The sequence below is a fragment of the Methanothermobacter wolfeii genome (genome assembly GCF_025397995.1).
In the GTDB taxonomy this organism is placed as follows: domain Archaea; phylum Methanobacteriota; class Methanobacteria; order Methanobacteriales; family Methanothermobacteraceae; genus Methanothermobacter; species Methanothermobacter wolfei.
Genome location: NZ_CP104550.1, coordinates 298975 through 321100, shown reverse-complemented (window position 1 = coordinate 321100; position 22126 = coordinate 298975). Strand labels below are relative to the sequence as shown.

At 48.8% G+C, this 22126-nt stretch carries 30 protein-coding genes; 19 read left to right on the top strand and 11 right to left on the bottom strand.

Annotated features, from left to right (window positions below):
* Positions 1 to 106: 106 nt before the first annotated feature.
* Positions 107 to 772: a class I SAM-dependent methyltransferase gene (locus tag N5910_RS01745; RefSeq protein WP_238337947.1), complete on the bottom strand. Its 666-nt coding sequence runs from the start codon at positions 770 to 772 to the stop codon at positions 107 to 109.
* 436 nt (positions 773 to 1208) lie between these two features.
* Here N5910_RS01745 and N5910_RS01740 point away from each other — a divergent pair, with 436 nt between their 5' ends.
* Positions 1209 to 1679, top strand: coding sequence for a flavodoxin family protein (locus tag N5910_RS01740; RefSeq protein ID WP_074358470.1), 471 nt, complete (start codon positions 1209 to 1211; stop codon positions 1677 to 1679).
* A 46-nt stretch (positions 1680 to 1725) separates the two neighbouring features.
* On the opposite strand, the gene tsaA is transcribed toward N5910_RS01740, so the two are convergent.
* From tsaA to N5910_RS01725, 3 genes are read right to left on the bottom strand one after another with little or no spacing between them, the layout of a single operon-like run.
* Positions 1726 to 2127, bottom strand: a complete 402-nt coding sequence (tsaA, locus tag N5910_RS01735) for a tRNA (N6-threonylcarbamoyladenosine(37)-N6)-methyltransferase TrmO (RefSeq protein ID WP_074358469.1) — start codon at positions 2125 to 2127, stop codon at positions 1726 to 1728.
* 1 nt (position 2128) lies between these two features.
* Positions 2129 to 2788 (bottom strand): cyclase family protein, encoded by a 660-nt coding sequence (locus tag N5910_RS01730; protein WP_261599695.1) that lies wholly within the window; start codon positions 2786 to 2788, stop codon positions 2129 to 2131.
* The gene (locus tag N5910_RS01725) at positions 2788 to 3147 is read right to left on the bottom strand and encodes an ArsR/SmtB family transcription factor (RefSeq protein WP_261599694.1); all 360 of its coding nucleotides are present in this window, start codon (positions 3145 to 3147) and stop codon (positions 2788 to 2790) included. Before N5910_RS01725 ends, N5910_RS01730 begins: the two co-directional genes overlap by 1 nt.
* Positions 3148 to 3217: 70 nt before the next feature.
* Between N5910_RS01725 and N5910_RS01720 the strand changes: the two genes are divergently transcribed.
* The 6 genes from N5910_RS01720 to rfbB are packed head-to-tail and all read left to right on the top strand — an operon-like array spanning position 3218 to position 7502.
* A complete protein-coding gene (locus N5910_RS01720; protein ID WP_074358466.1) occupies positions 3218 to 3439 on the top strand; it encodes a hypothetical protein in 222 nt (73 codons plus the stop codon).
* A 3-nt stretch (positions 3440 to 3442) separates the two neighbouring features.
* Complete coding sequence (locus N5910_RS01715; protein WP_261599693.1) at positions 3443 to 4135, top strand: HAD family hydrolase; 693 nt, start codon at positions 3443 to 3445, stop codon at positions 4133 to 4135.
* 9 nt (positions 4136 to 4144) lie between these two features.
* Positions 4145 to 4981: a dTDP-4-dehydrorhamnose reductase gene (rfbD, locus tag N5910_RS01710; protein ID WP_261599692.1), complete on the top strand. Its 837-nt coding sequence runs from the start codon at positions 4145 to 4147 to the stop codon at positions 4979 to 4981.
* 22 nt (positions 4982 to 5003) lie between these two features.
* Positions 5004 to 5882: a glucose-1-phosphate thymidylyltransferase RfbA gene (gene rfbA / locus N5910_RS01705; RefSeq protein WP_261599691.1), complete on the top strand. Its 879-nt coding sequence runs from the start codon at positions 5004 to 5006 to the stop codon at positions 5880 to 5882.
* The gene (gene rfbC / locus N5910_RS01700) at positions 5875 to 6432 is read left to right on the top strand and encodes a dTDP-4-dehydrorhamnose 3,5-epimerase (protein WP_261599690.1); all 558 of its coding nucleotides are present in this window, start codon (positions 5875 to 5877) and stop codon (positions 6430 to 6432) included. The genes rfbA and rfbC overlap by 8 nt, the downstream gene beginning before the upstream one ends.
* Positions 6433 to 6491: 59 nt before the next feature.
* Positions 6492 to 7502 (top strand): dTDP-glucose 4,6-dehydratase, encoded by a 1011-nt coding sequence (gene rfbB / locus N5910_RS01695; protein WP_261599689.1) that lies wholly within the window; start codon positions 6492 to 6494, stop codon positions 7500 to 7502.
* Here rfbB and N5910_RS01690 read toward each other — a convergent pair.
* Positions 7459 to 7806 carry a hypothetical protein gene (locus N5910_RS01690; RefSeq protein WP_074358460.1) on the bottom strand — a complete coding sequence of 116 codons (348 nt, stop codon included), beginning with the start codon at positions 7804 to 7806 and terminating at the stop codon, positions 7459 to 7461. The genes rfbB and N5910_RS01690 overlap by 44 nt on opposite strands.
* 180 nt (positions 7807 to 7986) lie before the next feature.
* Between N5910_RS01690 and N5910_RS01685 the strand changes: the two genes are divergently transcribed.
* Positions 7987 to 9372 (top strand): B12-binding domain-containing radical SAM protein, encoded by a 1386-nt coding sequence (locus N5910_RS01685; protein ID WP_261599871.1) that lies wholly within the window; start codon positions 7987 to 7989, stop codon positions 9370 to 9372.
* Here N5910_RS01685 and N5910_RS01680 read toward each other — a convergent pair.
* The 3 genes from N5910_RS01680 to N5910_RS01670 are packed head-to-tail and all read right to left on the bottom strand — an operon-like array spanning position 9333 to position 10769.
* Positions 9333 to 10106, bottom strand: coding sequence for a hypothetical protein (locus N5910_RS01680; RefSeq protein ID WP_261599688.1), 774 nt, complete (start codon positions 10104 to 10106; stop codon positions 9333 to 9335). The genes N5910_RS01685 and N5910_RS01680 overlap by 40 nt on opposite strands.
* Positions 10081 to 10209, bottom strand: coding sequence for a hypothetical protein (locus N5910_RS01675; protein ID WP_261599687.1), 129 nt, complete (start codon positions 10207 to 10209; stop codon positions 10081 to 10083). Before N5910_RS01675 ends, N5910_RS01680 begins: the two co-directional genes overlap by 26 nt.
* The gene (locus N5910_RS01670) at positions 10209 to 10769 is read right to left on the bottom strand and encodes a YIP1 family protein (RefSeq protein WP_261599686.1); all 561 of its coding nucleotides are present in this window, start codon (positions 10767 to 10769) and stop codon (positions 10209 to 10211) included. The genes N5910_RS01675 and N5910_RS01670 overlap by 1 nt, the downstream gene beginning before the upstream one ends.
* 369 nt (positions 10770 to 11138) lie before the next feature.
* Here N5910_RS01670 and N5910_RS01665 point away from each other — a divergent pair, with 369 nt between their 5' ends.
* From N5910_RS01665 to N5910_RS01655, 3 genes are all read left to right on the top strand, one after another.
* Positions 11139 to 11396, top strand: coding sequence for a hypothetical protein (locus N5910_RS01665; protein WP_191216362.1), 258 nt, complete (start codon positions 11139 to 11141; stop codon positions 11394 to 11396).
* Positions 11397 to 11585: 189 nt separating this feature from the next.
* Positions 11586 to 11726, top strand: coding sequence for a hypothetical protein (locus tag N5910_RS01660; protein WP_191216361.1), 141 nt, complete (start codon positions 11586 to 11588; stop codon positions 11724 to 11726).
* Between the two features lie 236 nt (positions 11727 to 11962).
* On the top strand, positions 11963 to 12658 hold the full coding sequence (locus tag N5910_RS01655) for a hypothetical protein (protein WP_074358455.1): 696 nt from the start codon (positions 11963 to 11965) through the stop codon (positions 12656 to 12658).
* Here N5910_RS01655 and N5910_RS01650 read toward each other — a convergent pair.
* Positions 12655 to 14112: a cryptochrome/photolyase family protein gene (locus N5910_RS01650; RefSeq protein ID WP_074358454.1), complete on the bottom strand. Its 1458-nt coding sequence runs from the start codon at positions 14110 to 14112 to the stop codon at positions 12655 to 12657. The two genes, N5910_RS01655 and N5910_RS01650, sit on opposite strands and share 4 nt — an antisense overlap.
* Before the next feature lie 185 nt (positions 14113 to 14297).
* On the opposite strand from N5910_RS01650, the gene N5910_RS01645 reads away from it, so the two are divergent.
* The 3 genes from N5910_RS01645 to N5910_RS01635 all read left to right on the top strand — a co-directional run bounded on the left by N5910_RS01645 (position 14298) and on the right by N5910_RS01635 (position 15992).
* The gene (locus N5910_RS01645; RefSeq protein WP_074358453.1) at positions 14298 to 14654 is read left to right on the top strand and encodes a DUF5518 domain-containing protein; all 357 of its coding nucleotides are present in this window, start codon (positions 14298 to 14300) and stop codon (positions 14652 to 14654) included.
* A gap of 179 nt (positions 14655 to 14833) precedes the next feature.
* Positions 14834 to 15364 (top strand): metallophosphoesterase, encoded by a 531-nt coding sequence (locus N5910_RS01640; protein WP_074358452.1) that lies wholly within the window; start codon positions 14834 to 14836, stop codon positions 15362 to 15364.
* Positions 15357 to 15992, top strand: coding sequence for an RlmE family RNA methyltransferase (locus N5910_RS01635; protein ID WP_074358451.1), 636 nt, complete (start codon positions 15357 to 15359; stop codon positions 15990 to 15992). The genes N5910_RS01640 and N5910_RS01635 overlap by 8 nt, the downstream gene beginning before the upstream one ends.
* A 103-nt stretch (positions 15993 to 16095) precedes the next feature.
* Here N5910_RS01635 and N5910_RS01630 read toward each other — a convergent pair whose 3' ends face one another.
* Complete coding sequence (locus N5910_RS01630; RefSeq protein ID WP_074358450.1) at positions 16096 to 16530, bottom strand: hypothetical protein; 435 nt, start codon at positions 16528 to 16530, stop codon at positions 16096 to 16098.
* 224 nt (positions 16531 to 16754) lie between these two features.
* On the opposite strand from N5910_RS01630, the gene mcm reads away from it, so the two are divergent.
* From mcm to N5910_RS01605, 5 genes are read left to right on the top strand one after another with little or no spacing between them, the layout of a single operon-like run.
* Positions 16755 to 18752 (top strand): minichromosome maintenance protein MCM, encoded by a 1998-nt coding sequence (mcm, locus tag N5910_RS01625; protein WP_390893148.1) that lies wholly within the window; start codon positions 16755 to 16757, stop codon positions 18750 to 18752.
* A gap of 38 nt (positions 18753 to 18790) precedes the next feature.
* On the top strand, positions 18791 to 19198 hold the full coding sequence (locus tag N5910_RS01620) for a translation initiation factor IF-2 subunit beta (RefSeq protein WP_074358449.1): 408 nt from the start codon (positions 18791 to 18793) through the stop codon (positions 19196 to 19198).
* 27 nt (positions 19199 to 19225) lie between these two features.
* Entirely contained in the window at positions 19226 to 20284 is a 1059-nt protein-coding gene (locus N5910_RS01615; protein WP_074358448.1) for a 60S ribosomal export protein NMD3, read from the top strand.
* A 4-nt stretch (positions 20285 to 20288) separates the two neighbouring features.
* Complete coding sequence (locus tag N5910_RS01610) at positions 20289 to 21254, top strand: tyrosine--tRNA ligase (protein WP_074358447.1); 966 nt, start codon at positions 20289 to 20291, stop codon at positions 21252 to 21254.
* Positions 21255 to 21446: a hypothetical protein gene (locus tag N5910_RS01605; protein ID WP_074358446.1), complete on the top strand. Its 192-nt coding sequence runs from the start codon at positions 21255 to 21257 to the stop codon at positions 21444 to 21446.
* On the opposite strand, the gene tmk is transcribed toward N5910_RS01605, so the two are convergent.
* Positions 21443 to 22024 carry a dTMP kinase gene (gene tmk, locus N5910_RS01600; protein WP_074358445.1) on the bottom strand — a complete coding sequence of 194 codons (582 nt, stop codon included), beginning with the start codon at positions 22022 to 22024 and terminating at the stop codon, positions 21443 to 21445. The genes N5910_RS01605 and tmk overlap by 4 nt on opposite strands.
* Positions 22025 to 22126 lie beyond the last annotated feature (102 nt).

Here is a 22126-nt window from a genome sequence, read left to right as displayed (position 1 = left end):
CTCGGATGAAAGGCCAGTGAGGGGCTCTGAAAGCATCATGAAACCCGATAACCATGAGGTTTATGGGAGTTCATGAGGAATCCCTCCAAAACCCCTCACATCAAATTCAGGGCCTCCTTATAATGAGCATTAGATTGCCGTTCCTTCTGAACTCGTAATCAACGGTGACTATCCTTGCTTCAACATCATCCCTCTCCCTGATGAACCTTTCAACGTATCCTGATAGTTCACCGTTCTCCTTTACAAGGGGGTATACCCTGACCTCCCCTGAGCTTACGCGTATCAGCTCATCAAGGGCCCTCCTGTGGAATCCCCAGTCAAGCCTGTGATCATATATGAAGAGCAGGTGTGATGATAGTACAAGGTCGAAGCTTTCATCATCAAAGGGCAGCTTCATTATATCACCCTGCACGTAGGCCTCGGGGTGTTTTTTATAGCTATCAGTAAAGCATCTGCAGGCCTCGAGGCGCTTCTCAAACATTTCATCGGGTGAACTGTAAAATTCCCAGTTAAAGTTATCCTTGACTCTTCTTAGGGCCTCTGTGAGAAACTCAAGGTGTTCCCGGCATTTTTCAGATAATGTTTCTGGTTTTTCTTTGTACATGATGTCACAGGCCGTCACATCAGCTCCCCCTGATATCATGAAGGGTGTGAATGAACTGCTTCCTGCGGGGCAGTCCAGTATCCTGAGGCTTCTTATATCCTCGGTGTCAAGGTCAAACATCTTCATGTACTCCCTCCATGTACGGCCTGTGAAGAGGGGTCCCTCCATAATCACCACCGAAAAGTTTATATGTGAGATCTCTGACATATAGTTTTGTGTGTCTCATACACACATCACCCCCCTATTGTTGCTTTCAACATCCCGAACTTAATTCTGTTGAAAGCAAGAAAATTATAAGCTTCCAGAGATTAAAAAAATTGAAAAAGCACCTCCCCGTTTTTTCACTCCTAACAACCCCCCTTTAAAATCTCTGGAAGCTACCCCCCATATAATGAAAGTTACAGCCACTACTTTTCAGAATATTGAGGGTTCCGCTTAATATTAAAGCTGGATTCATTAATTTTAATGAATATATCAAATCGCATCAAGAGTCCGCTACAGTTCGAAATATATGATCCCTGCTTTGCAAAAAAAATTGTACTGCCAGTCCTCAACTACAGTGATTCCGTGAAATATAAATGATCCCGGCTACAGATAAATCCCCATGAAAACACTTCTGGTATACTATTCAAGAACAGGCAACACAAGGGATGTTGCATCTAAAATTGCCGGTGAAATGGAGTGCGATGTTGAGGAGATACGTGATACACAGAAACGTTCAGGGATTATCGGGACTTTAAAATCACTTTATCAGGCCCTGAGGGAAACCGACACCGTACTGGAACCCTACAGCAGGGACCCTGCAGACTACGACCTTGTGATCATAGGGACACCTGTATGGGCAGGTAAACCCTCTGTCCCCGTGAGCACATACCTCAAGGAAAACCGTTCAAAGATAAAGAAGGCCGCATTCTTCTGCACCTACGGGGGTACCGGTGAAGAAGGGACCTTCAGGCGTATGGCCGAGATACTTGAAAGTGAACCCCTCCAGACCATGGCCATAACTGAAAAGGAAATGAAGGAAGGCACCTGCGACTGCAAGATAGAACCCTTTGTAAGAGAGCTGACATCATAGAGGCTCAGCCTGAATGTTCAGGCAGGCCACGGGACCCGGAAGAGTTTCACCATGGAGAATCAATATCCTTATAGTAGGGTTTTATATCAATAACCGGTGAACCATCAAGGGCATCAAGGCCCTGGACGGTTAGAACATCATCCACATCAAGCAATTTCACAAGGCACAGTCCCAGGGGGTTTGGCCTTGAAGGAGCCCTTGTTGAGAAAACACCTCTTTTATTCCTTTTTCCGCGGGGAACAACCTTCAGGACGTCCCTCTCAGCAAGGTGCTGCCAGTAGATGACGAACACGTGTTCAAAAAGCTCAAGGCCCTCTGCAGCCTTCCTGTATTCAGGGAATATGTGTATCTCGCTCTTCTCATCGGAGAATCTCCCCTGGGGAGGTGCATCACCCCTCACCCTGAAGGGTGATCTTATCACCCCCACTGGCCTTATAACTATATCCATTTCAAGGCCCCCTCATCTCTGCTATAACCGTGCATGGGGCACTATCAACCGATTCAACCATCCAGGGGACAACAAGGACCCTTTCAATCTCCCCGGTAACTCCCTCAAGTTTCATGTCCTCTATGATAAGAAGGGGATCCCCATAATCATCCCCCTCAATGAAGGCATTCAGATGGGCCATTTTCCCCTCATATGGCCTGGATGGGGTGGATATTGATATGCAGTCAATCCCTATGGCCCTTATCCCATGATAATCCCTTCTTATACCGTCAATGAGTTCCGGGCTTATCCATGGATTATCCTGGAGGTATGCCTCGGTGCCCCTTATAGATCCATAACCTGTCCTTATGAGGATTATATCGTGTTCATCCTCCAGTTCAATATCCTCGGGTCCTACCGGGCTTCCAGGCTCAGCAGCAACATCAAAAAGACCGGGGTTCTCAAATACCAGTTCATCAATCCCATAGTCGATGATTCTCCTTCCACCCTCAAGGTAGTGGGCCGGTGCATCAACATGGGTGCCTGCATGGTTCTCGGTGCAGATTATATGGGTCTCATATCCATCATAGGGTATCCTGTTCCTGATCCTGGTTTTAACATCCAGGAGCGCAGGGTGGACCGGAGAATCTGCTCCAAGGGGGTATGATAGGAGGGTGTACATCACCGATCCTCCATGGATCCTATATGCTCACAGCTCTCCATGACATTAACGATGCCCTCCTCTTTAAGGTAATAGCGGGCCATCTTCCCCACCCTCTCATAGTTCACGATGCCCGCCGACCTCAGGATTCTGAGCTGATGTGAAACTGCCGACTGGTTCATCCCCAGGAGGGATGTTATTTCACACACACAGAGGGGCTCGGCCGAGAGGGCGTAGAGTATCTTAAGCCTGGTTGGTTCTGACAGTAACTTGAAAACATCCGAGGCCCTCCTCACCACACCATCTGATGGCATTCTCTCCCTGACCCTTCGAACCTTAACCTCATCTGCAGCCTCAACTTCACAGATATCCCCTTTCATGAAATATGTTTATAGTATAGGGTGTAGATAATTATACCGCCGGTTAGCCAGAAGTGAAGGGGATGTGTTAATGGCCGTGGACTGGATAAGGATAAAGGACCTTGGTGGTGGGGAGCACGCCTACAGGACAGGGGTCGGGGGAAACGCCCTGGATATACGTGTAAGTGAAAGAAAGATAACCGTGACCTTTCTTATTGATGAAAACCCTGTCCAGAGAGTATTCCTGAAATCAAACCTGATCTACTATGATTACACCTCAGAACACCTGAGAAAAAAATACGGCGGAGAATAGAGTATGAGAACCATGATTTTTGATATAGATAAAACACTGCTTACCGGATCCCACTGTCATTTTTATTCATTCAAACAGGCCTTCAGGGACCTCTTTGATGTTGAAATCGAAATCGACATTGGAAGCATCCAGGGGATGACCGACAGGGAGATAATATTCCGTACTGCCCGCAGATACGGCCTTGAGATTGATGATGGTGTCTTCTCGGAGATCGTTGATAGCATCTCATGCCATTACCTTGAAAACCTTGAAAGGGACCGTATAACGCCCCTGGAAGGTGCCGGAGTCGTCCTTGAAAAACTCCATGAGATGAATGTCCCCCTGGGGGTTGTTACAGGTAACATTGAACCCGTTGCATGGCTGAAGCTTCAGCAGGCAGGTTTCAGTGAATACTTCAGTTATGGTGGTTTCGGTAATGAGGGGTGCAGGAGGAGTTCAATTATAAGGGTGGCCCTTGAGAGGCTTGCTGCAAGGGAGGGACCCGTGAACCCCTCCGAAACCTTCATAGTCGGTGACACCCCCAGGGACATCGCAGGGGGTAGGGAGGCTGGACTCAGGACCATAGGGGTTGCCACAGGGGACTTCACGTGTGCTGAACTTAAATCAGCCGGCGCAGACCATGTGCTTGAGGGTCTGCATGACGTTGAAGGTTTCTTCGAGATAATATCAGCTTACGGTGCAGGTGTAAGCCTCTGAGGTGTTTCTATGAGGATAGCGTTAACCGGTGCGTCTGGAATGCTTGGAAGTGACCTCAAGGAGGTCCTTGAGAATGATCATGAGGTTCTAACAACCCATGTGGATGTGAGGGACCTTGAGGGAGTTGTGGAGACCATCCATGACATGCAGCCGGACCTTGTGATACATTCAGCGGCATTCACCAATGTTGATGGTGCTGAATCAGACCGTGAAACAGCCTATCAGGTGAACGTCCTTGGAACCAGGAACATTGCCGTCGCATCCTCAAATACAGGGGCTTCCCTGGTTTACATATCAACGGACTATGTTTTTGATGGTGAAAAGGACTCAGGGTACCTTGAATTTGATGAACCAAACCCCCTGAACTTTTATGGGAGGACAAAGTACCTTGGGGAGCTTGCCGTAAGGGACCTCACCGACAGGTTCTATATAGTAAGGACATCCTGGCTCTTTGGCAGGAACGGGAGGAACTTCGTCAAGACCATGATAGAGCTTGCAGAGGCGGGTCATGAGATAAGCGTGGTGGATGATCAGTACGGTTCACCCACCTACACCCATGACCTTGCCTCGGCCATGGCTGAACTCATCGAAAGACCGGCCTATGGGATCTACCACATTACAAACTCGGAGAACTGTTCATGGTACGAATTTGCCCTTGAGATCTTTGAAGTCCTTGATATGGACGTGAAACTCAAGCCGATAGGAAGCGAGGATTTCCCGAGACCCGCCAGAAGGCCCAAGTGTTCCATCCTTAAAAACCATAACTGGACCATGGAGGGCTTCAAACCCCTCCGCAGCTACAGGGAGGCCCTTAAGGATTACCTTAAAAGGGAATATGGTGTTTAACAGTTAAGTATGAGGTGAAGCTATGAAGGGAATAGTGCTTGCAGGAGGCTCGGGCACCCGCCTTTACCCGATAACAAGGGCTGTTTCAAAGCAGCTCCTCCCCGTATATGACAAACCCATGATCTACTACCCCATCTCTGTGCTGATGCTGGCAGGTATAAGGGACATACTGGTGATATCCACCCCCAGGGACCTGCCCCTCTACAGGGACCTCCTCGGTGATGGCAGCCAGTTCGGAATTAAATTCAGCTACGCTGTACAGGAAAAGCCCAGGGGGATAGCGGACGCCTTCATCGTGGGGAAGGAGTTCATAGGAGACTCAAAGGTCGCCCTTGTCCTCGGTGACAACGTATTCTACGGGCACCGTTTCAGTGAAATACTCAGGAGGGCCGCCTCCCTCAGGGATGGTGCCGTTATATTCGGTTACTATGTTAAGGACCCCCGACCCTTCGGTGTTGTTGAATTTGACAGCGAGGGCAGGGTGATATCCCTTGAGGAGAAACCAGAGAAACCTAAATCCAATTATGTTGTGCCCGGCCTCTACTTCTATGACAACCGGGTGGTTGAGATCGCCGAGAAGATAAAACCGTCGGAGAGGGGGGAACTTGAGATAACATCCATCAATGAGGAGTACCTCAGGATGAAAAAACTCAGGGTGGAACTCATGGGACGCGGGATGGCCTGGCTCGACACAGGGACCCATGACGGCCTCCTTGAAGCAAGCAGCTTCATAGAGACCATACAGAAAAGGCAGGGATTCTACATTGCATGCCTTGAGGAGATAGCCTATAACAATGGCTGGATCACAAGGGAACAGGTCCTTGAAATGGCATCCCGGCTTGAGAAGACAGATTACGGTAAGTACCTGAGGGACCTTGCGGAGGGTAACTTCCATGGGTAAATTCAGGTTCATAAGGACGGAACTGGATGGTGCTGTTATAATAGAACCGGAGATATACTCCGATGAGAGGGGCTACTTCATGGAGACCTTCAATGAATCAGATTTCATTGATGGCGGCCTTGATGTTAGATTCGTGCAGGACAATGAGTCAATGTCACGCAGGGGCGTCCTGAGGGGCCTTCACTTCCAGCTGAGAAAACCCCAGGGTAAGCTGGTCCGTGTGGTGAAGGGGGAGGTCTTTGATGTTGCGGTTGACCTCAGGAGGGATTCTGAAACCTACGGTGAATGGACCGGTGTCATACTATCAGATTCAAACAGGAGGGAGTTCTTCATCCCTGAAGGCTTTGCCCATGGATTCCTGGCCCTCAGTGATGAGTGCATACTCAACTATAAATGCACCCGTCTCTACCACCCTGAATATGACTCTGGCATCCCATGGAACGACCCGGATATCGGTATTGAATGGCCCCTCGACCTTGTGGATGAACTTATAATCTCAGATAAGGACCGGAAATGGAGGCCCCTACGGGAAAACCCTGTATACCTTTGAGGATACAGGGGGCCAGATCCATTAGAAGATAAAACACCCCATAACTGTGAGGAGATCCCATGGAGAGAATTCTGGTAACCGGTGGCGCCGGGTTCATTGGAAGTAACTTTATAAGGTACATGCTTGAAAGGCACAGCTACAGCATAATAAACCTTGATGCCCTTACCTACTGCGGTAACCTTGAAAACCTGAGGGATGTGGAGGACCATCCACGCTACACCTTCATAAGGGGAAGCATAACCGACAGGGAACTTGTTAACAGGATAATCCAGGATGTTGATGCTGTTATAAACTTTGCTGCAGAGTCCCATGTTGATAGAAGCATCCAGGACCCTGAAATATTCATAAAAACCAATGTCCTTGGAACCCAGACCCTCCTTGAAGCCTCGAGGAGGGAGGGGATTGAAAGGTTCATACAGATATCCACCGATGAGGTCTATGGTTCCGCTGAAACAGGGTACTTCACAGAGGAGACTCCCCTTGCACCCAACAGTCCCTACTCTGCCAGCAAGGCCGCTGCTGACCTCATGGTGAGGGCCTATCACAGGACCTACGGACTTCCTGTTAACATTACAAGGTGCTCAAACAACTACGGACCCTACCAGTTCCCTGAGAAACTCATACCCCTCATGATAACCAATGCCCTTGAGGATCGGCCCCTCCCGGTTTATGGTGATGGGATGAATGTGAGGGACTGGTTGCACGTGGAGGACCACTGCAGTGCCATAGACCTTGTCCTGCATCATGGAAGGGAGGGTGAAGTCTACAATATCGGTGGTAACAATGAGAGGAGGAATATTGATATTGTGAAGTTAATCCTCAGGGAACTGGAGAAGGATGAGTCCCTCATAAGATTCGTTGAGGACCGGCCCGGCCATGACAGGAGGTACGCCATTGATGCCACACGTATAAGGAATGAGCTTGGCTGGAAGCCCCGCTACTCCTTCAGGGAGGGTATAAAGGAGACCATCAACTGGTACATCCGTAACCGCAAATGGTGGGAGAACATAAAGAGCGGGGAATACCTCAGGTACTATGAGAGGATGTACGGTCACCGATTAGGCTCCTGATCTCGGCGAGGTTCCTCTCTATGAATTCCCTTGATGATGGATCTGAAAGTATCATTAGCTGCTTCTTACCTGTCCTTTCATGGGCCCTCCTCAGGACCTCCTGGATCTCATCCACGTCCATCTCAAGGACCGCCCTCACCCTCCTCCTGTCATGATCTGAAAGTTTACCGTACTCTGATACTATCCGTGAACTGAACCTTGAGGCGAGGTTTGTGCCGGACCTTGCCCATCTCCCGAGAAGGAAGGAGGGGATGCTCGTGAAGAGGGACAGGTACTCTATAACATCTTCATCGGTTATCTTCATGGTTTAAGTTATGGGTCGCCCCATTTAAATCAGTGCCCCATCCAGAGATGATACAATGGAGAAGATACTTAAACCATCACCACGATATTATTAAATGGATACATCACCGGCCAGATGAAAAGCAATACTGAAGCATGATGGGCGGTGATGATTTAATGGATGGTGGTGTTCTTATTGGATGTGGTTCTCATAAACCCCCTGGATAAAACTGCTGTGAAGAACAAGCTTGGCCTTGTCCTCCCACCCCTGAACCTCATGTACCTTGCAGCCGCCCTTGAAAGGGCCTCCTTCAGTGTTAAAATCATAGATGATGACCTCCAGGGGCTGGGTGCAGAGAAGGTTGCAGGTATCATCGAAAAACTTGACCCCCTCATTGTTGGGATAACAGCAACAACAGCAACCATAAAGACCTCACTTGAATACCTCGGGGCCGTTAAGAGGCTTCTTCCTGATGTGCTTACGGTCATAGGAGGACCACACCCCACATTTCTCCCTGAAAGGACCCTTGGTGACTCGGATGCCCTTGATGTTGTTGTGGTGGGTGAGGGGGAAGCCACCATCGTTGACCTTGCAGAGAAGTATGAGAGAAGGGGAGCCCCATCCCTCAGGGACGTTGCCGGTATAAGCTACAGGGAGGGTGGCTCCATAAGAACAAATAGGCCGAGGCCCCTCATAGAGGACCTTGATGATTTACCGTTCCCTGCAAGGCACCTTGTACCCTTCCGTGATTATGAGACATCGGAGCAGGAAGCCGGGGGTATGATAACCAGCAGGGGCTGTGTCTATCCCTGCAGATACTGCTCATCCTCCCTCATAATGGGTAAGAAGTTCAGGTTCAGGAGCGCTGAGAATGTGGTGGATGAGGTGGAGGAGCTTGTGGACAGATACGGGCTCCATGATATCGCGTTCCTCGATGACACCTTCATGCTCCACAGGCCAAGGGCAGGGGAAATTTCACGGGAGATCAGAGAAAGGGGGATTGATGTGAGTTTCGTCACATCATCCCGGGTTGACATGGTCAGGAGGTCGCTTCTTGAGGATCTAAGGTCCGCGGGTATGAGCACCGTATATTATGGTGTTGAATCAGGCTGCCAGAGGATCCTTAACCTCATGGAAAAGGGCATAACCCTGAAGCAGGCTGAGGATGCTGTTAAGGCTGCTAAAGATGTGGGTATTGATGTTGTAACCTCATTCATCCTCGGTTACCCCGGAGAGAAGCCCTCGGAGATGGACAGGACCATTGATTTTTCAATAAAACTCGACCCTGACTACAGCCAGTACTCAATCCTCACCCCCTTCCCGGGGACACCCATCTACCATGAACTCAGGAAGAGGAACCTCCTGGATGAGGACTGGGATAAGTACACGGTCATACAGCCAGTTATAAAGTACGAGAAACTTGGACTGAGCCGGGAGACTGTAATGAGGAAGCTGGTGAAGGCCTACATCAGGTTCTATTCAAGACCATCCTACCTCCTGAAACACGGTTACATGATAGGTGTTTTCCTTAAAACACTCTACAGGACTTACATAGAGCCAAAAATACCCTTCAAGTCCAAAAAATAAATAGGGAGTTTACTGGAAACCAAAGGGTAACATGTAGGTATCATGCTGAATCCGCCGAGGCCCACCATGTTTCTTATATCAACCCTTGAATCTGCTGTCCTGTAGGAATCACCCTCCATCTCAAGGTGCCCTGTTCTGTTACTGATAACATTGAAGCCCCTGGGTTCAAAGGATATCCCACCATAATCAACATCTGCCATTATCCTGAGGTTTCTCAGTTTATTCATTGCTAACGTGGTTCCTCCGATGTACACATCAGTGTATATTGATCCGTTACCCTGAATATCCGGCTGCATCTCTGTTATGTAGAATCCCCCTGTATTTACGCTCATGGATATGTTTTTAAAGGCTGTTCTTCCGATTAAAAGTGTTCCGCCGCCGGCATACTCGATCGTTGAGTTGAGGGTGTCTATCCTTGAATCATTTGAGAGTATGGCTGTGAATCCACCCACCTTACTTCTGATGGTGATGTTGTAGGTGTATTCGTTTGAAAGGAGGACCCTTGCAGCGCCACCATCCATTTTCACATTTATGTTCAGGTTTTCACCGTCCACTGTACGGTTAACTGATGGTGCCACTGAACCTTCATCCCTCTCTGTTTCAATGTTATAAACATTGCCGGAGTTGTTGGTGAATGCCAGGAGTACTCCTGTTGCGTTTGACTCTATATCCAGGTTAACATATTTAACATCAGACGCCCCCGTCTTTTCAAGTTTTGAAATTCTCCTTAACAACCCTATCATCATCTGATGGCAGCAGGGGCGCTGCAAGGGCTGTGATGAACGCCGCCGCCAGTACCAGGATGATTAGGGCGCTTAAAAGTTTATCTGAATCCATCAGAACACCCCCACGAGCATTATAAGAAGCATCATCACAGTGGCCGGGAGGCCGAATACTGAAAGGAATGCCCTCCCATAGCCTATTTCATGTTCAGCGTCCACTGCAGCGGCTGCAATCATAATGACCCATATGTACATTATCACCATCAGAAGGGTTGATGTGAAGACCGTCTGGAGGAGTGTGAGGGTCATGAAGGCGAATATCCCTATTATGAATGGAGCCGCCGAGAATCCCATCATTTTAAGGGTTCCGGTGAAGGTCCCCTTACCCCCGAAAACCGCTAAGGCCACGATATATGATATCACCGACCATAAGAGGAGTTTCAGGAATGAAACAACAAGAACTACCAGTGCAAAGATCACCGGCATTATCAGCCATCCCCCTGTTACAGAGGATAAGGCTCCTCCCAGGCTGAACCCAAGGAAAGCCGAGAGGAAGACGTAGAGATAGAGTCCCTGATTTTCAAACCCCATATCCTTTGTCCTCTTAAGTGCTTCCTCCGGAGACTTTAAAAGAAGGAGGATGTCATCTGAAAGGTGCATAATTCCCTTTAACAACTTTAAACCCAAGGTGCATAATTCCCTTTAACAACTTTAAACCCCCAATTAACTTTATGGTTACCGTCATGAGAACAATAATTTAAGGCATTTTGATTTTCTGCATCTTAATCCATTTGAGATCTTCTACGCACCCCAACGTAGAGCATCACCCCCCCTTAATTTATATATTAATTTGAAGTCAGGGCATAATAAAATTTTATCAGTGTAATTCGTAATATCTGTCTATTACGAAGTTTTTGAAGGTGGTCAGTCTGCAGGTTCTCATAGATTTACTGCAGAGATCCTCCACTTCCCTGATGAATGCAAAGTATTTCAAGATGAAAATAAATAGTCATCACAGGGGGTACCATGGACTCAGGTAAACTCTTGAAGTTCAAGGAAGCGGTCCTCATAATACTCATAGTCCTGGATATAGTCCTTTTAACTTACCTCTCAATCTATAAAGCCAGTCCCCCCGTTGTAACCGCCGTAAACCAGTTCGACCTGGTTCTATGCCTAATCCTCTTTACAGAATTCATGTTCAACCTCAGGGGCTCCGAGGATAGGTTGGGCTTCATAAGGAGAACTGGGTCGATATCATCGCATTCATCCCCATCGACTTCTTCAGGGCCTTCAGGTTTTTAAGGTTCATAAGGGTCATAAAGGTCCTAGCCCTCTTTAGAAAGTACCTTAAAAAGATCTTCTCATTCAGGTGGACACCCACGTCGATGAGGCCCTCGGCATACTCCTCTTTGCCATTGCCTCAGGAAGCCTCCTCTTCTACATCACCGAAGCCGGTGTGAACAGATCCCCCTCAGAGGCCCCCTTGATTCATTGTGGTACAGCATCACAGCCATACTCTCAGGTGAAGTTGTTATAACACCTGCAACACCCTACAGGAAGGCCATTACAAGCATGCTTATGCTGGTCGGGGTGACCTTCATAGGCTTCCTCACGGCGTCCCTTGCCTCCTGATTCGTTAAAAACCCTGAGGAGGAGAAGGAGATCCATGATAGCATAGAAAAAATTGAGAGAAACCTTGAAGAACTTAGAAGGGAAATAAATGAACTTAAGGATATGCTGAGGGAAAGGGACTGAACCCGAGCCCTGCTGTGAACTTAAGATAGGTCAAGAGGGGCTGAAGTTCACCGTTACTTTTATACATGATGCCATGGTAAGGATTAAATCATAAACCTAAACCGAGGATTTTAATGTCAAGGTCATCGTATATCATCATTGCAGCTGTCCTTCTGTTTGGTTCATACCTCTACGCTGTGACGGCACTGAGTCCTGTGGAACCCGTTGGACGCCTGGGCTTTGTTAAAGTGGCAAATCCTGACATGTACCCGGGGCATCCCCAGTCAAAGGTCCTGGCAGATTACGCTGCCCAGAGGGGATCAAAATGCGCCCTTGTGGTCCACTATGCAGGCGACTCAAACTACCGCCACTACAGGGAGGGCAACGTAACAATAATCGAACTCGCATATATCAGCCAGGAGTACCGTACCGATATAGACTGGACAGAGGTCCTTGAAGCATTCATATTCGGGGTGCCTGACGGCAAATACCGTTACAGGGCTGATGGATACGAATTCAGCAGCCTTGATGAGGCAATGGATTACGTTGAGCGTATAGCCAGGGAAAAGGGTCAGGAGGGCCCCATGCCCATGGTATTCCATGGCACGGTCAGGGATGGTAACGTATTCATAAACCCTGGCTGCGGTTTCCCCCTCTACGTCCAGATAGCCTGGAGACAGTACGGGAGGCTCGGAGCCTACTACTACATAATAAAGGGCCTCATACACCCATACCTCAACAACCCCTACGCTGCATATGAGCTGATGCATGCATCGGACCTTCAGAGGCTCTACAACAGAGGATACCTTGACTACACAATGAGGGGTTAGTAGCCAAGATCCTCAAGAAAGTCTTCCCTCACCCTGTAAAATCTCCTTAACTTTTCATCTGTAAGGTGCCTGTAGAGTACCCTGATTCTTGGATTTGCCTCAAGAAGCTTTCTTTTATCACTGAGGAATGTCCAGAACAGGGCGTCCCATACATCGCACCATTCGCCGCGGCTGTGGTTGCTCATCCTCAGCAGGTAGTTTGATGATGAGATGTAGGGTTTTGTTGCCATAAGACCACCGTCGGCGTACTGGCTCATGCCATAGACATTGGGCACCATGACCCAGTCATAGGCATCTACAAACATCTCCATGAACCAACTGTAGACCTCATCAGGGTCTATGCCAAGGAGGAGCATGAAGTTCCCTATAACCATGAGCCTCTCTATGTGGTGCGTGTACCCGTACTCCAGAACCCTCCCTACTGCAGTATCATAGGGTTCTATACCCGTACATCCCAGGTACAATTTACTGTTGAGTTTCCTCGTGTGTTTGAAGTAATTCCTGCTCCGCTCATAGGATCCTTTTTTGATGTAAACCGCCCTCACAAATTCCCTCCACCCCATGATCTGCCTCACGAAGCCCTCAACTGAATTCAGGGGGGCTCTGGAAGACAGGGCCGCATCCATAACCTCGGCCGGTGTGATGAGGCATGTGTTGAGTGATGATGAAAGCACCGAGTGGAAGAGGAATATCTCCTGACGGGATATGAAGTCCTGGTAACTCCCAAAGTTCTCCAGGCGGTTCTCAATGAAGTCCTTGAGGAATATTTCAGCCTCCCTGTGGGTGGTGGGGTAGTTGAAGTGCTCGGTGGACCCTGGGTTATCATGGAACCTCTCCTCAACGTAGGCCCTGGCCTCCCTGACATAGGGGTTCTCAGGAAGCCTTACAGGTTCTGGAACCTTCATTCCCCGTGGTAATCTGCGCCTGTTCTCGGTATCAAAGGTCCATTTACCCCCAACCGGCTTCGAATTCCTGGTGAGGATTGAAAGCCTCTTCCTCTCCCTTATATAGAATGATGTGAGGAAGAACCTGTCCCCCATGAAGTATTTATCCATAAGGTCCCTCTTCAGGAGGAAGGGACCTTCAAGTTCAACAAGTTCAACACTGAGTTCCCTGCAGAGACCCCTAAGTCTCCTGCTGAGTTCATGGTCAAGGAGTTCCAGGGTGTAGATCCTGTCATATTCCTCAAGGTGCTCCCTGAGGTATGACATCCCCGGGTCCGGGTTGTGTTCGATGTACTCTGTCTCCATGCCCCCTCCTTCAAGGCGGTCACGGTAGTACCTCATTGATGCCCGGTGCAGTACCAGTTTGTTCTTATGGAAATTCAGCCTGAATACCGGGTCACCGAAGAAGAGCTGTTCCTCCACAAGTATGAAGCGGGAGGTTTTTTCTGCTGCAGGGTGAAACTTCATAAGGTGATGGGGGAATACCAGGGCAGCGGATTTTTCATTCATGAATAGAGATATGTTGCTCAGTATCTATAAATTTAAAAAGGATTTTCATAGAGGGATCGGCTGTTCATTATCTACAGTATCTATAAATTTAAAAAGGATTTTCATAGAGGGATCGGCTGTTCATTATCTATAAATCTGCAAAGTTTTATTAGGATCATTCACCATAGATTACACAGGTGTTTATAATGGTTAAACCTGGAGCGGTTATTACCGGTTTCGTACTCTCGGTGGTGTTTCCTGTTATACTGAGTCCCTTCATTAACCAGGCCTCGGTGCTGGGTCTTTTCCTTGCAGGTTTCATTGTGGGCCTCATGGTTAAGGAGGGCGCCCTTGCAGGGTTCTGGAACGCCACCGTTGCAGGAGCATTGGGGGGTATAGTGCTGGCCATACTTCTTGTGATATTTGGCACGGTCCTGGGGGGTTTAGGAGGATTCCTGATAGGGGCCTTTGCAGGAACTGCCCTGGTGCTTGTACTTCTACTCGTATCCATGATATTCATGGGGATCGGTGGCGCCATCGGAGGATTCCTTGCAGGCGACTGAAAAAGGGAACATTCCACCTGTACAGGAATCGGCTTTTTCCCGGTCAAAACATTTAATCTGGAAAATAGAGTATTTTTAATAGAGAGGACCATGAACTGTTTTACCGGGGCATCATGGACCCTAAGATTTATTTTAACAGAAAACAGATATTCTGAATGTAAATATGATGGAGACTTTGAATGCTGATCGGAGTTATATCAGACACCCATATACCGGACAGGGCAGAGGGGATCCCTGAAATGGTTTTCAGGGTATTCAGTGAGGTGGAGCTGATCCTCCATGCAGGGGATCTTACATCAATGGAAGTCGTCCATGAACTTGAAACACTGGCACCTGTTGAGTGTGTCCAGGGGAACATGGACCGCTATCATCACACCGAAATCCCCAGGTCAAGGGTCCTTGAGATCGAATCCTTAAGGATTGGGCTGAACCATGGTGAGGTTTACCCCCGCGGGGACACCCAGCAGCTGAGGTACATTGGCCTTGAGCTTGACGCTGATGTCCTCATAACTGGACACACACATCAACCCTTCATAACGGAACTCAGGGACATCCTCCTCCTGAACCCTGGAAGCCCCACCGTCCCCAGGTTAACGGATCCAAGCGTCATGCTCCTCAGGGTAGAGGATGATAAACTGGATGCTGAGATTGTTAAGGTGGGGGCCCCTGTATGCAGATCACTGCAGTTTGGAGGTGCCGCCGATGGGTAAGAGGTGGCAGGCTGAAAGGAAGAGGGACCACTACTACAGGAGTGCCAAGATGGAGAACTACCGTTCAAGGGCATCCTACAAGCTCCTTCAGCTCAACAACCGTTACAGGCTCATAAAAAAGGGTGATGTGGTCCTTGACCTTGGAGCAGCTCCAGGGGGCTGGTCACAGGTCGCCCTTGATAAGGTTGGTGAGGATGGACTGGTGGTTGCCGTGGACCTTCAGAGGATAAAGGGGTTTCCGGCTGAAAACTTCAGGTCCATCAGGGGTGACTTCACCGACCCAGAGATAAAGGATCGGATAATCCATGAACTGGGCGGCAGGGCAGATGTGGTCATATCCGATGCCGCACCATCACTATCAGGTATAAAGGACATTGATCATCTGCGTTCAATGGAACTGGTTGAGAACGTCCTTGATATAGCCTACAGGGTGCTTGATAAGAAGGGAAACATCCTTATAAAGGCCTTTCAGGGTCCTGACCTCCCGGAGATCCTGTCCAGGCTCAGGAGGGACTTCTGGAAACTTAAAACCACAAAGCCGGCATCATCCAGGAAGGCCAGTGCTGAGATGTACATCGTTGGAAGGGACTTTAAGGGAAGAAGAAAATGGGAGAGGATCATCGTCTAGATCCAGAATAAAGATGGGAAAATCACAGCATAGATTCACTCAAATCCCGACAAATGGTAAAGAATGAAAAAACATACTCATTGAGATGAAAGGCCCTGGAATCTCAGAGCCTTCTCCTCAAATCATCCAGTGCCTGTGCAGCCACCTGAAGCTGGTACCTTGCAGTTTTTATCCTCTCATCAACCTCTTCCTTTGGTTTATCGGTTACAAGTGCACTGTTAACATCATCTATGGCGGATTTTGCCTTCACAAGTTCGATCTCTGCATTCAGGTATGTCTTTGTCAGGTTATCATTGTTCCTCCTGTAAACCTCCTTTTTAGCATCATCATACTGTACCTTGAGGGCGGAGTAATCACTCTGAAGCTTGGCAAGTTCATCATACTGGGATCCCCTGTCAACACTGCCTGATATGGCCTCTGAAATGGCATCAACACCAATGTAGGCGAATACCAGTACCGTACCTATGATAAGGAGTATTCCCAGGATGGATATTGTCATTGATGTTAATTTGAACATGTTTATCCTTGATCTCCTCATAATATCACCTGGACTCAACCTAGTCAGTAAACATTTACATCACTATGATCTCATCGGTGTCCATTTAAACTCAGGATCTTTTATTACTTAATGATTAATGATCCCTGCAATCCCTTATTTAACAATCACCAAATCAGAACCTTATCACTTAATGATTCCTGCAATACCCCCAAAGAAAATTCCTCATTAAAGTTTTATAATGGGGTCATAATATAGTTTTCATGATGAAAACCGTTGACAAGAGCAAAACAGCACTGACCAAATTCGAGGAATTCTTCTCAACAAAGTACAAGGATAAGGTCTTTGAGGCTATAGAGAAATATCCTACTGAAAGATCAATCCATGTTGATTATCTTGACCTTGAAATGTTCGATCCGGACCTTGCAGACCTTTTAATTGAAAAACCCGATGATGTGATAAGGGCAGCCCAGCAGGCCATAAGGAACATAGACCCCCTCAGAAAGAACGCTGAACTCAACATAAGATTCATGGGGATCAGCAACATAATCCCCCTGAGGGAGCTCCGCAGCAAGTTCATAGGTAAATTTGTGGCTGTGGATGGGATTGTGAGGAAAACCGATGAGATAAGGCCCAGGATAGTTAAGGCTGTCTTCGAGTGCCGTGGATGTATGAGGCTGCATGAGGTGACCCAGTCAACCAACATGTTAACGGAGCCCTCCATGTGTTCAGAGTGTGGTGGGCGGTCATTCCGGCTGCTCCAGGATGAGTCCGAGTTCCTTGACACCCAGACACTGAAACTCCAGGAGCCCCTGGAGAACCTTTCAGGTGGGGAGCAGCCCAGGCAGATAACGGTCGTCCTTGAGGATGACCTTGTGGACACCCTCACACCAGGTGATATAGTGAGGGTCACCGGGACCCTGAGAACCGTCAGGGATGAGAGGACCAAGAGGTTCAAGAACTTCATATACGGTAACTATGCAGAGTTCCTTGAACAGGAATTCGAGGAGCTCCAGATAACAGAGGAGGATGAGGAGAAGATAAAGGAACTTGCCAGTGACCCCAACATCTATGAGAAGATAATAAGATCCACGGCCCCATCAATCCACGGGTACCGTGAGGTCAAGGAGGCCATAGCCCTCCAGCTCTTCGGTGGCTCCGGTAAGGAGCTTGATGACAAGACCCGGCTTCGTGGAGACATACACATACTCATAGTAGGGGACCCTGGTATAGGTAAGTCCCAGATGCTCAAGTACGTCTCAAAGCTGGCCCCCAGAGGCATCTACACCAGCGGTAAGGGTACATCAGGGGTCGGTCTTACAGCCGCTGCCGTCAGGGATGAATTCGGGGGCTGGTCCCTTGAGGCAGGGGCCCTTGTCCTCGGGGATAAGGGTAACGTCTGTGTTGACGAACTGGACAAGATGCGTGAGGAGGACCGCTCTGCCATACACGAGGCCCTGGAGCAGCAGACCATCAGCATAGCAAAGGCAGGGATAATGGCCACCCTCAACTCAAGGTGCTCTGTCCTTGCAGCTGCAAACCCCAAGTTCGGACGCTTCGATAGTTACAAGTCAATAGCGGAGCAGATAGACCTCCCATCAACCATACTCTCACGTTTCGACCTCATATTTGTGGTTGAGGACAAGCCCGATGAGGACAAGGACCGTGCCCTTGCAAGGCACATACTCAAGACCCATAAGGAGGACCAGATGCCCTTCGAAATTGACCCTGAACTCCTGAGGAAGTACATCGCCTATGCAAGGAAGAACGTGCGGCCGGTGCTTACGGATGAAGCCATGCAGGTCCTTGAGGACTTCTATGTATCAATGAGGGCAAGCGCTGCAGATGAGGATTCCCCGGTACCCATAACCGCAAGGCAGCTGGAGGCCATAATACGTCTCTCTGAGGCCAGTGCAAAGATAAAGCTCAAGGAACACGTTGAGGCTGAAGACGCCAGGAAGGCCATCAAGTTATCCCAGGCCTGTCTGAAACAGGTGGGCTACGACCCTGAAACAGGAAAGATAGACATAGACAAGGTTGAGGGGAGAACACCGAAATCTGAGAGGGACAAGTTCCGCCTGATCATTGAACTCATAAGGGAATTTGAGGATGAATACGGTGGCAAGGCACCCACCAATATTCTTATATCTGAGATGATGGATAGATATAATGTGAGTGAGGAAAAGGTGGAGGAAGTCATAAGGATCCTCAAGGACAAGGGAGTTATATTTGAACCCAGCAGAGGATACCTTAAGATAGTTTAGCTTTTCCATATTAACACTTTTATCTGGAGGTATCAGTTATGAATGATTATGAGAAATTACTTGAAAGGGCCATAGACCAGTTACCCCCTGAAGTATTTGAGACAAAACGTTTCGAGGTCCCCCGGGCATACTCCGTGATACAGGGAAACAGGACCTTCATCCAGAACTTCAGGGAGGTTGCGGATGCCCTCAACAGGGACCCCCAGCACCTGCTCAAGTTCCTTCTAAGGGAACTGGGTACCGCAGGGAACCTTGAAGGCGGAAGGGCCATACTGCAGGGTAAGTTCACCCATTTTCTTATAAATGAAAGGATAGACGACTACGTGAAGAAATTCGTCATATGCCACGAGTGCAACAGACCGGACACTAGGATAATAAGGGAAGGACGAATATCCCTCCTTAAATGCGAGGCCTGCGGTGCAAAAGCCCCCCTCAAGAATGTCTGAAATCATTGAAGGGAGCATGGACAGGAAATGTTCTGTGTAAGGTGCGGTAGATCTGATTCTGAATTATTTAAGGGCCTCTGCAGGGACTGTTTCCTGGAGGAGTACAGTATCCTCAGCATACCCGAGAGGATAGACGTCAACATATGCAGCCACTGCCACTCCAAACTCGTAAGCGGCCGATGGCTGGATGAGGGTCTCCCTGAAGAGGAAATCATATACAGGGCCCTTGAGGACAACATATCCTGGGAGCCCCCTGTGGAGGACCCTGAGATTGAACTTGAAATAACCCAGAGGAGGGGCAGCATCTACCGGTGCCATGTGGAGGTTGACGCCGAGGTCCTTGGAAGGAAGATGCACCAGGAATACTGGACCGAGGTCAGGCTCATTAACACTGTATGCCCCTCCTGCAGCAAACAGAGCTCAGGATACTATGAAGCAGTGATACAGCTCAGGGCCGACAGTAGAAGGTTAAGTAAGTCCGAGGTAGAAACTGCCGACAGGATAGTCAAGAGGACGCTTTCAAGGCTATCAAAGAGGGACCGGCTCGCCTACCTACCCAGGAGGGTTGAGGTTAAGGAGGGTGTTGACTACTATATAGGATCCCACAGGTCTGCAAGGAAGGTTACAGGGGCCCTTAAAGAGGAGATGGGTGGGATATCCATGGAATCCCCCCGGCTTATGGGTCAGGATAAATCAACAGGCAGGGGCCTCTACAGGACCTGGATTTCACTCAGACTTGCAGAATTCAGGAAGGGGGACTTCATATCCCACCGGGGCCAGAAGGGTGCTGTGCTGGGCTTCAAGGCCAGTGGCGTGAACGTAAGGGACCTTGAGACAGGGGAGATCAGGACCATCCTCTGGGGTGAATACGATAACATAGAGGTTATAGCCCGTGCAGGGGATGTTAAAAGAACCACCGTGACTTCAAGGTCCCCCACCATGATCCAGGTCCTCCACCCTGAAACATTTGAACCGGTTGACCTTGAAGTGGACAGCCGCACCTCAAAACTGGAGATTGGAGAGGAAGTTCCGGTTATAGAAATCAAAAGAAGACTCTACATCATTGAGGATGATCTGCAGGAGTGATTTTATGGATACAGAATCACGTATAAATCTCATAACACGCGATGTTCTGGAGGTTGTGACCCCTGAGGAGCTCAGGGAGGTTATCAGAAAGGATGAACCCGTGGTCTACACAGGCTATGAACCATCAGGAAGGGTTCACCTTGGACACGCCATAACAGTAAGGAAACTCAGGGAACTCCAGGAGGCGGGCTTCAGGGTTAAGATACTCCTTGCAGATTACCATGCATACCTCAATGGAAAGGGGAGCCTGGAGTCAATAAGGGAAATGGCTGATTACAATCGTGAATGCTTCCTTGCCCTCGGGCTTTCCCCTGAAAGGACAGAGTTCATCCTGGGATCATCCTTCCAGACAGAACCAGAGTACACTGACCTTGTCTACAGGCTCGCCCTCATAACGACACTTGTAAGGGCAAGGAGGAGCATGGCCCAGATAACCCGAGAGGCCAGGGACCATAAGGTTGCCGAGGTCATCTACCCCCTGATGCAGGTGATTGACATGGCCTACCTTGATGTTGACGTTGCCCTTGGCGGTATGGAACAGCGGAAGATACACATGCTGGCAAGGGAGAACCTGCCAAGGCTCGGCTTTAACGCCCCTGTATGCATACACACACCACTGCTCCATGGCATGGATGGCTCCGAGAAGATGTCCTCAAGCAAGGGCAACTTCATTGCAGTGGATGACTCCCCTGATGAGATCAGGGAAAAGGTAAGGAAGGCCTACTGTCCAATGGGTGAGGCTGAGGGCAACCCTGTAGTGGAGATCCTCAGGTACTTCATCAGCCCCCTGCACCCAGAGATAACCATCAGGAGGCCTGAGAAGTTCGGGGGTGACCTTGAGGCTGGATACGATGAAATCATCAAACTCTACACCAGCGGTGAACTCCACCCCCTTGACCTCAAGAATGCAGTCTCAGAGTACCTAGTCGAGATCCTTAAACCTGTAAGGGAATATATGGAAGGTGTCTGAATGCTCTATGATATGAGACTACCACCAGGTATAACACACACCACAATGGCAGAAATAATAAGCAGCTATGAAGTTGAACTGATACAGACAGATGACGGCCCGGTCCTCAGGGGTGAACTTGAGGAACTTGAAAAGGCAAGGGACCATATACTGAGGTTCCTCAACGAAAGGATAAGGGAACTTGAAGGCTAGATCCCCCCGGTGCAGATGCCAAGGTGAGGGGCTATCACCCTCCTTATATCCCTCTGGATGATCCTGACACCCCTTGCAGCGTCAATAACATGGAAGCCCTTCTGATCTGCAAGTTCAAGGTACCTCTCCCTGACCTTCTCAAGGAAGGAGTGGTCCTCGAATTCATCGGTACCGCCACACCTCTCAATGGCGGTCCCTGCATCAATATCAAGAAGAATAACAATGTCGGGTTCGGGTGCGAACCTGTTTATCTCCCTGACCCAGTCCACGGGTCCCTGATAGACCAGGCTTGAATAGTAGCACCTGTCACTTACAATAACGCGGTCAGCCCATTCTTCCCTTATTTTACTGTCCAGAAGTAGCCTGTCGGCTGCAAAGAGAAGGGCGAAGATCCTCTGTTTATCCTCTGACCTCGCATCGGAATCCGTGAGCATCCTCCTTATAAGGGCACCTATCTCTGAATCTGTGGGCTCCCTCACCTCCTCAACACTGAAGCCATTATCCCTTAGCCATCCGGCGATAAGAGCCGCATGGGTTGTCTTCCCGGATCCGTCGATTCCCTCAAAGCATATGTACATGGACTTCAATTGGATTACCCCAGATAAATATACTTGCATATGACACATCTTTATATGATGTAATACACAGAAGTAATTTAAGATAAAAAGTTTGAGGTGGAC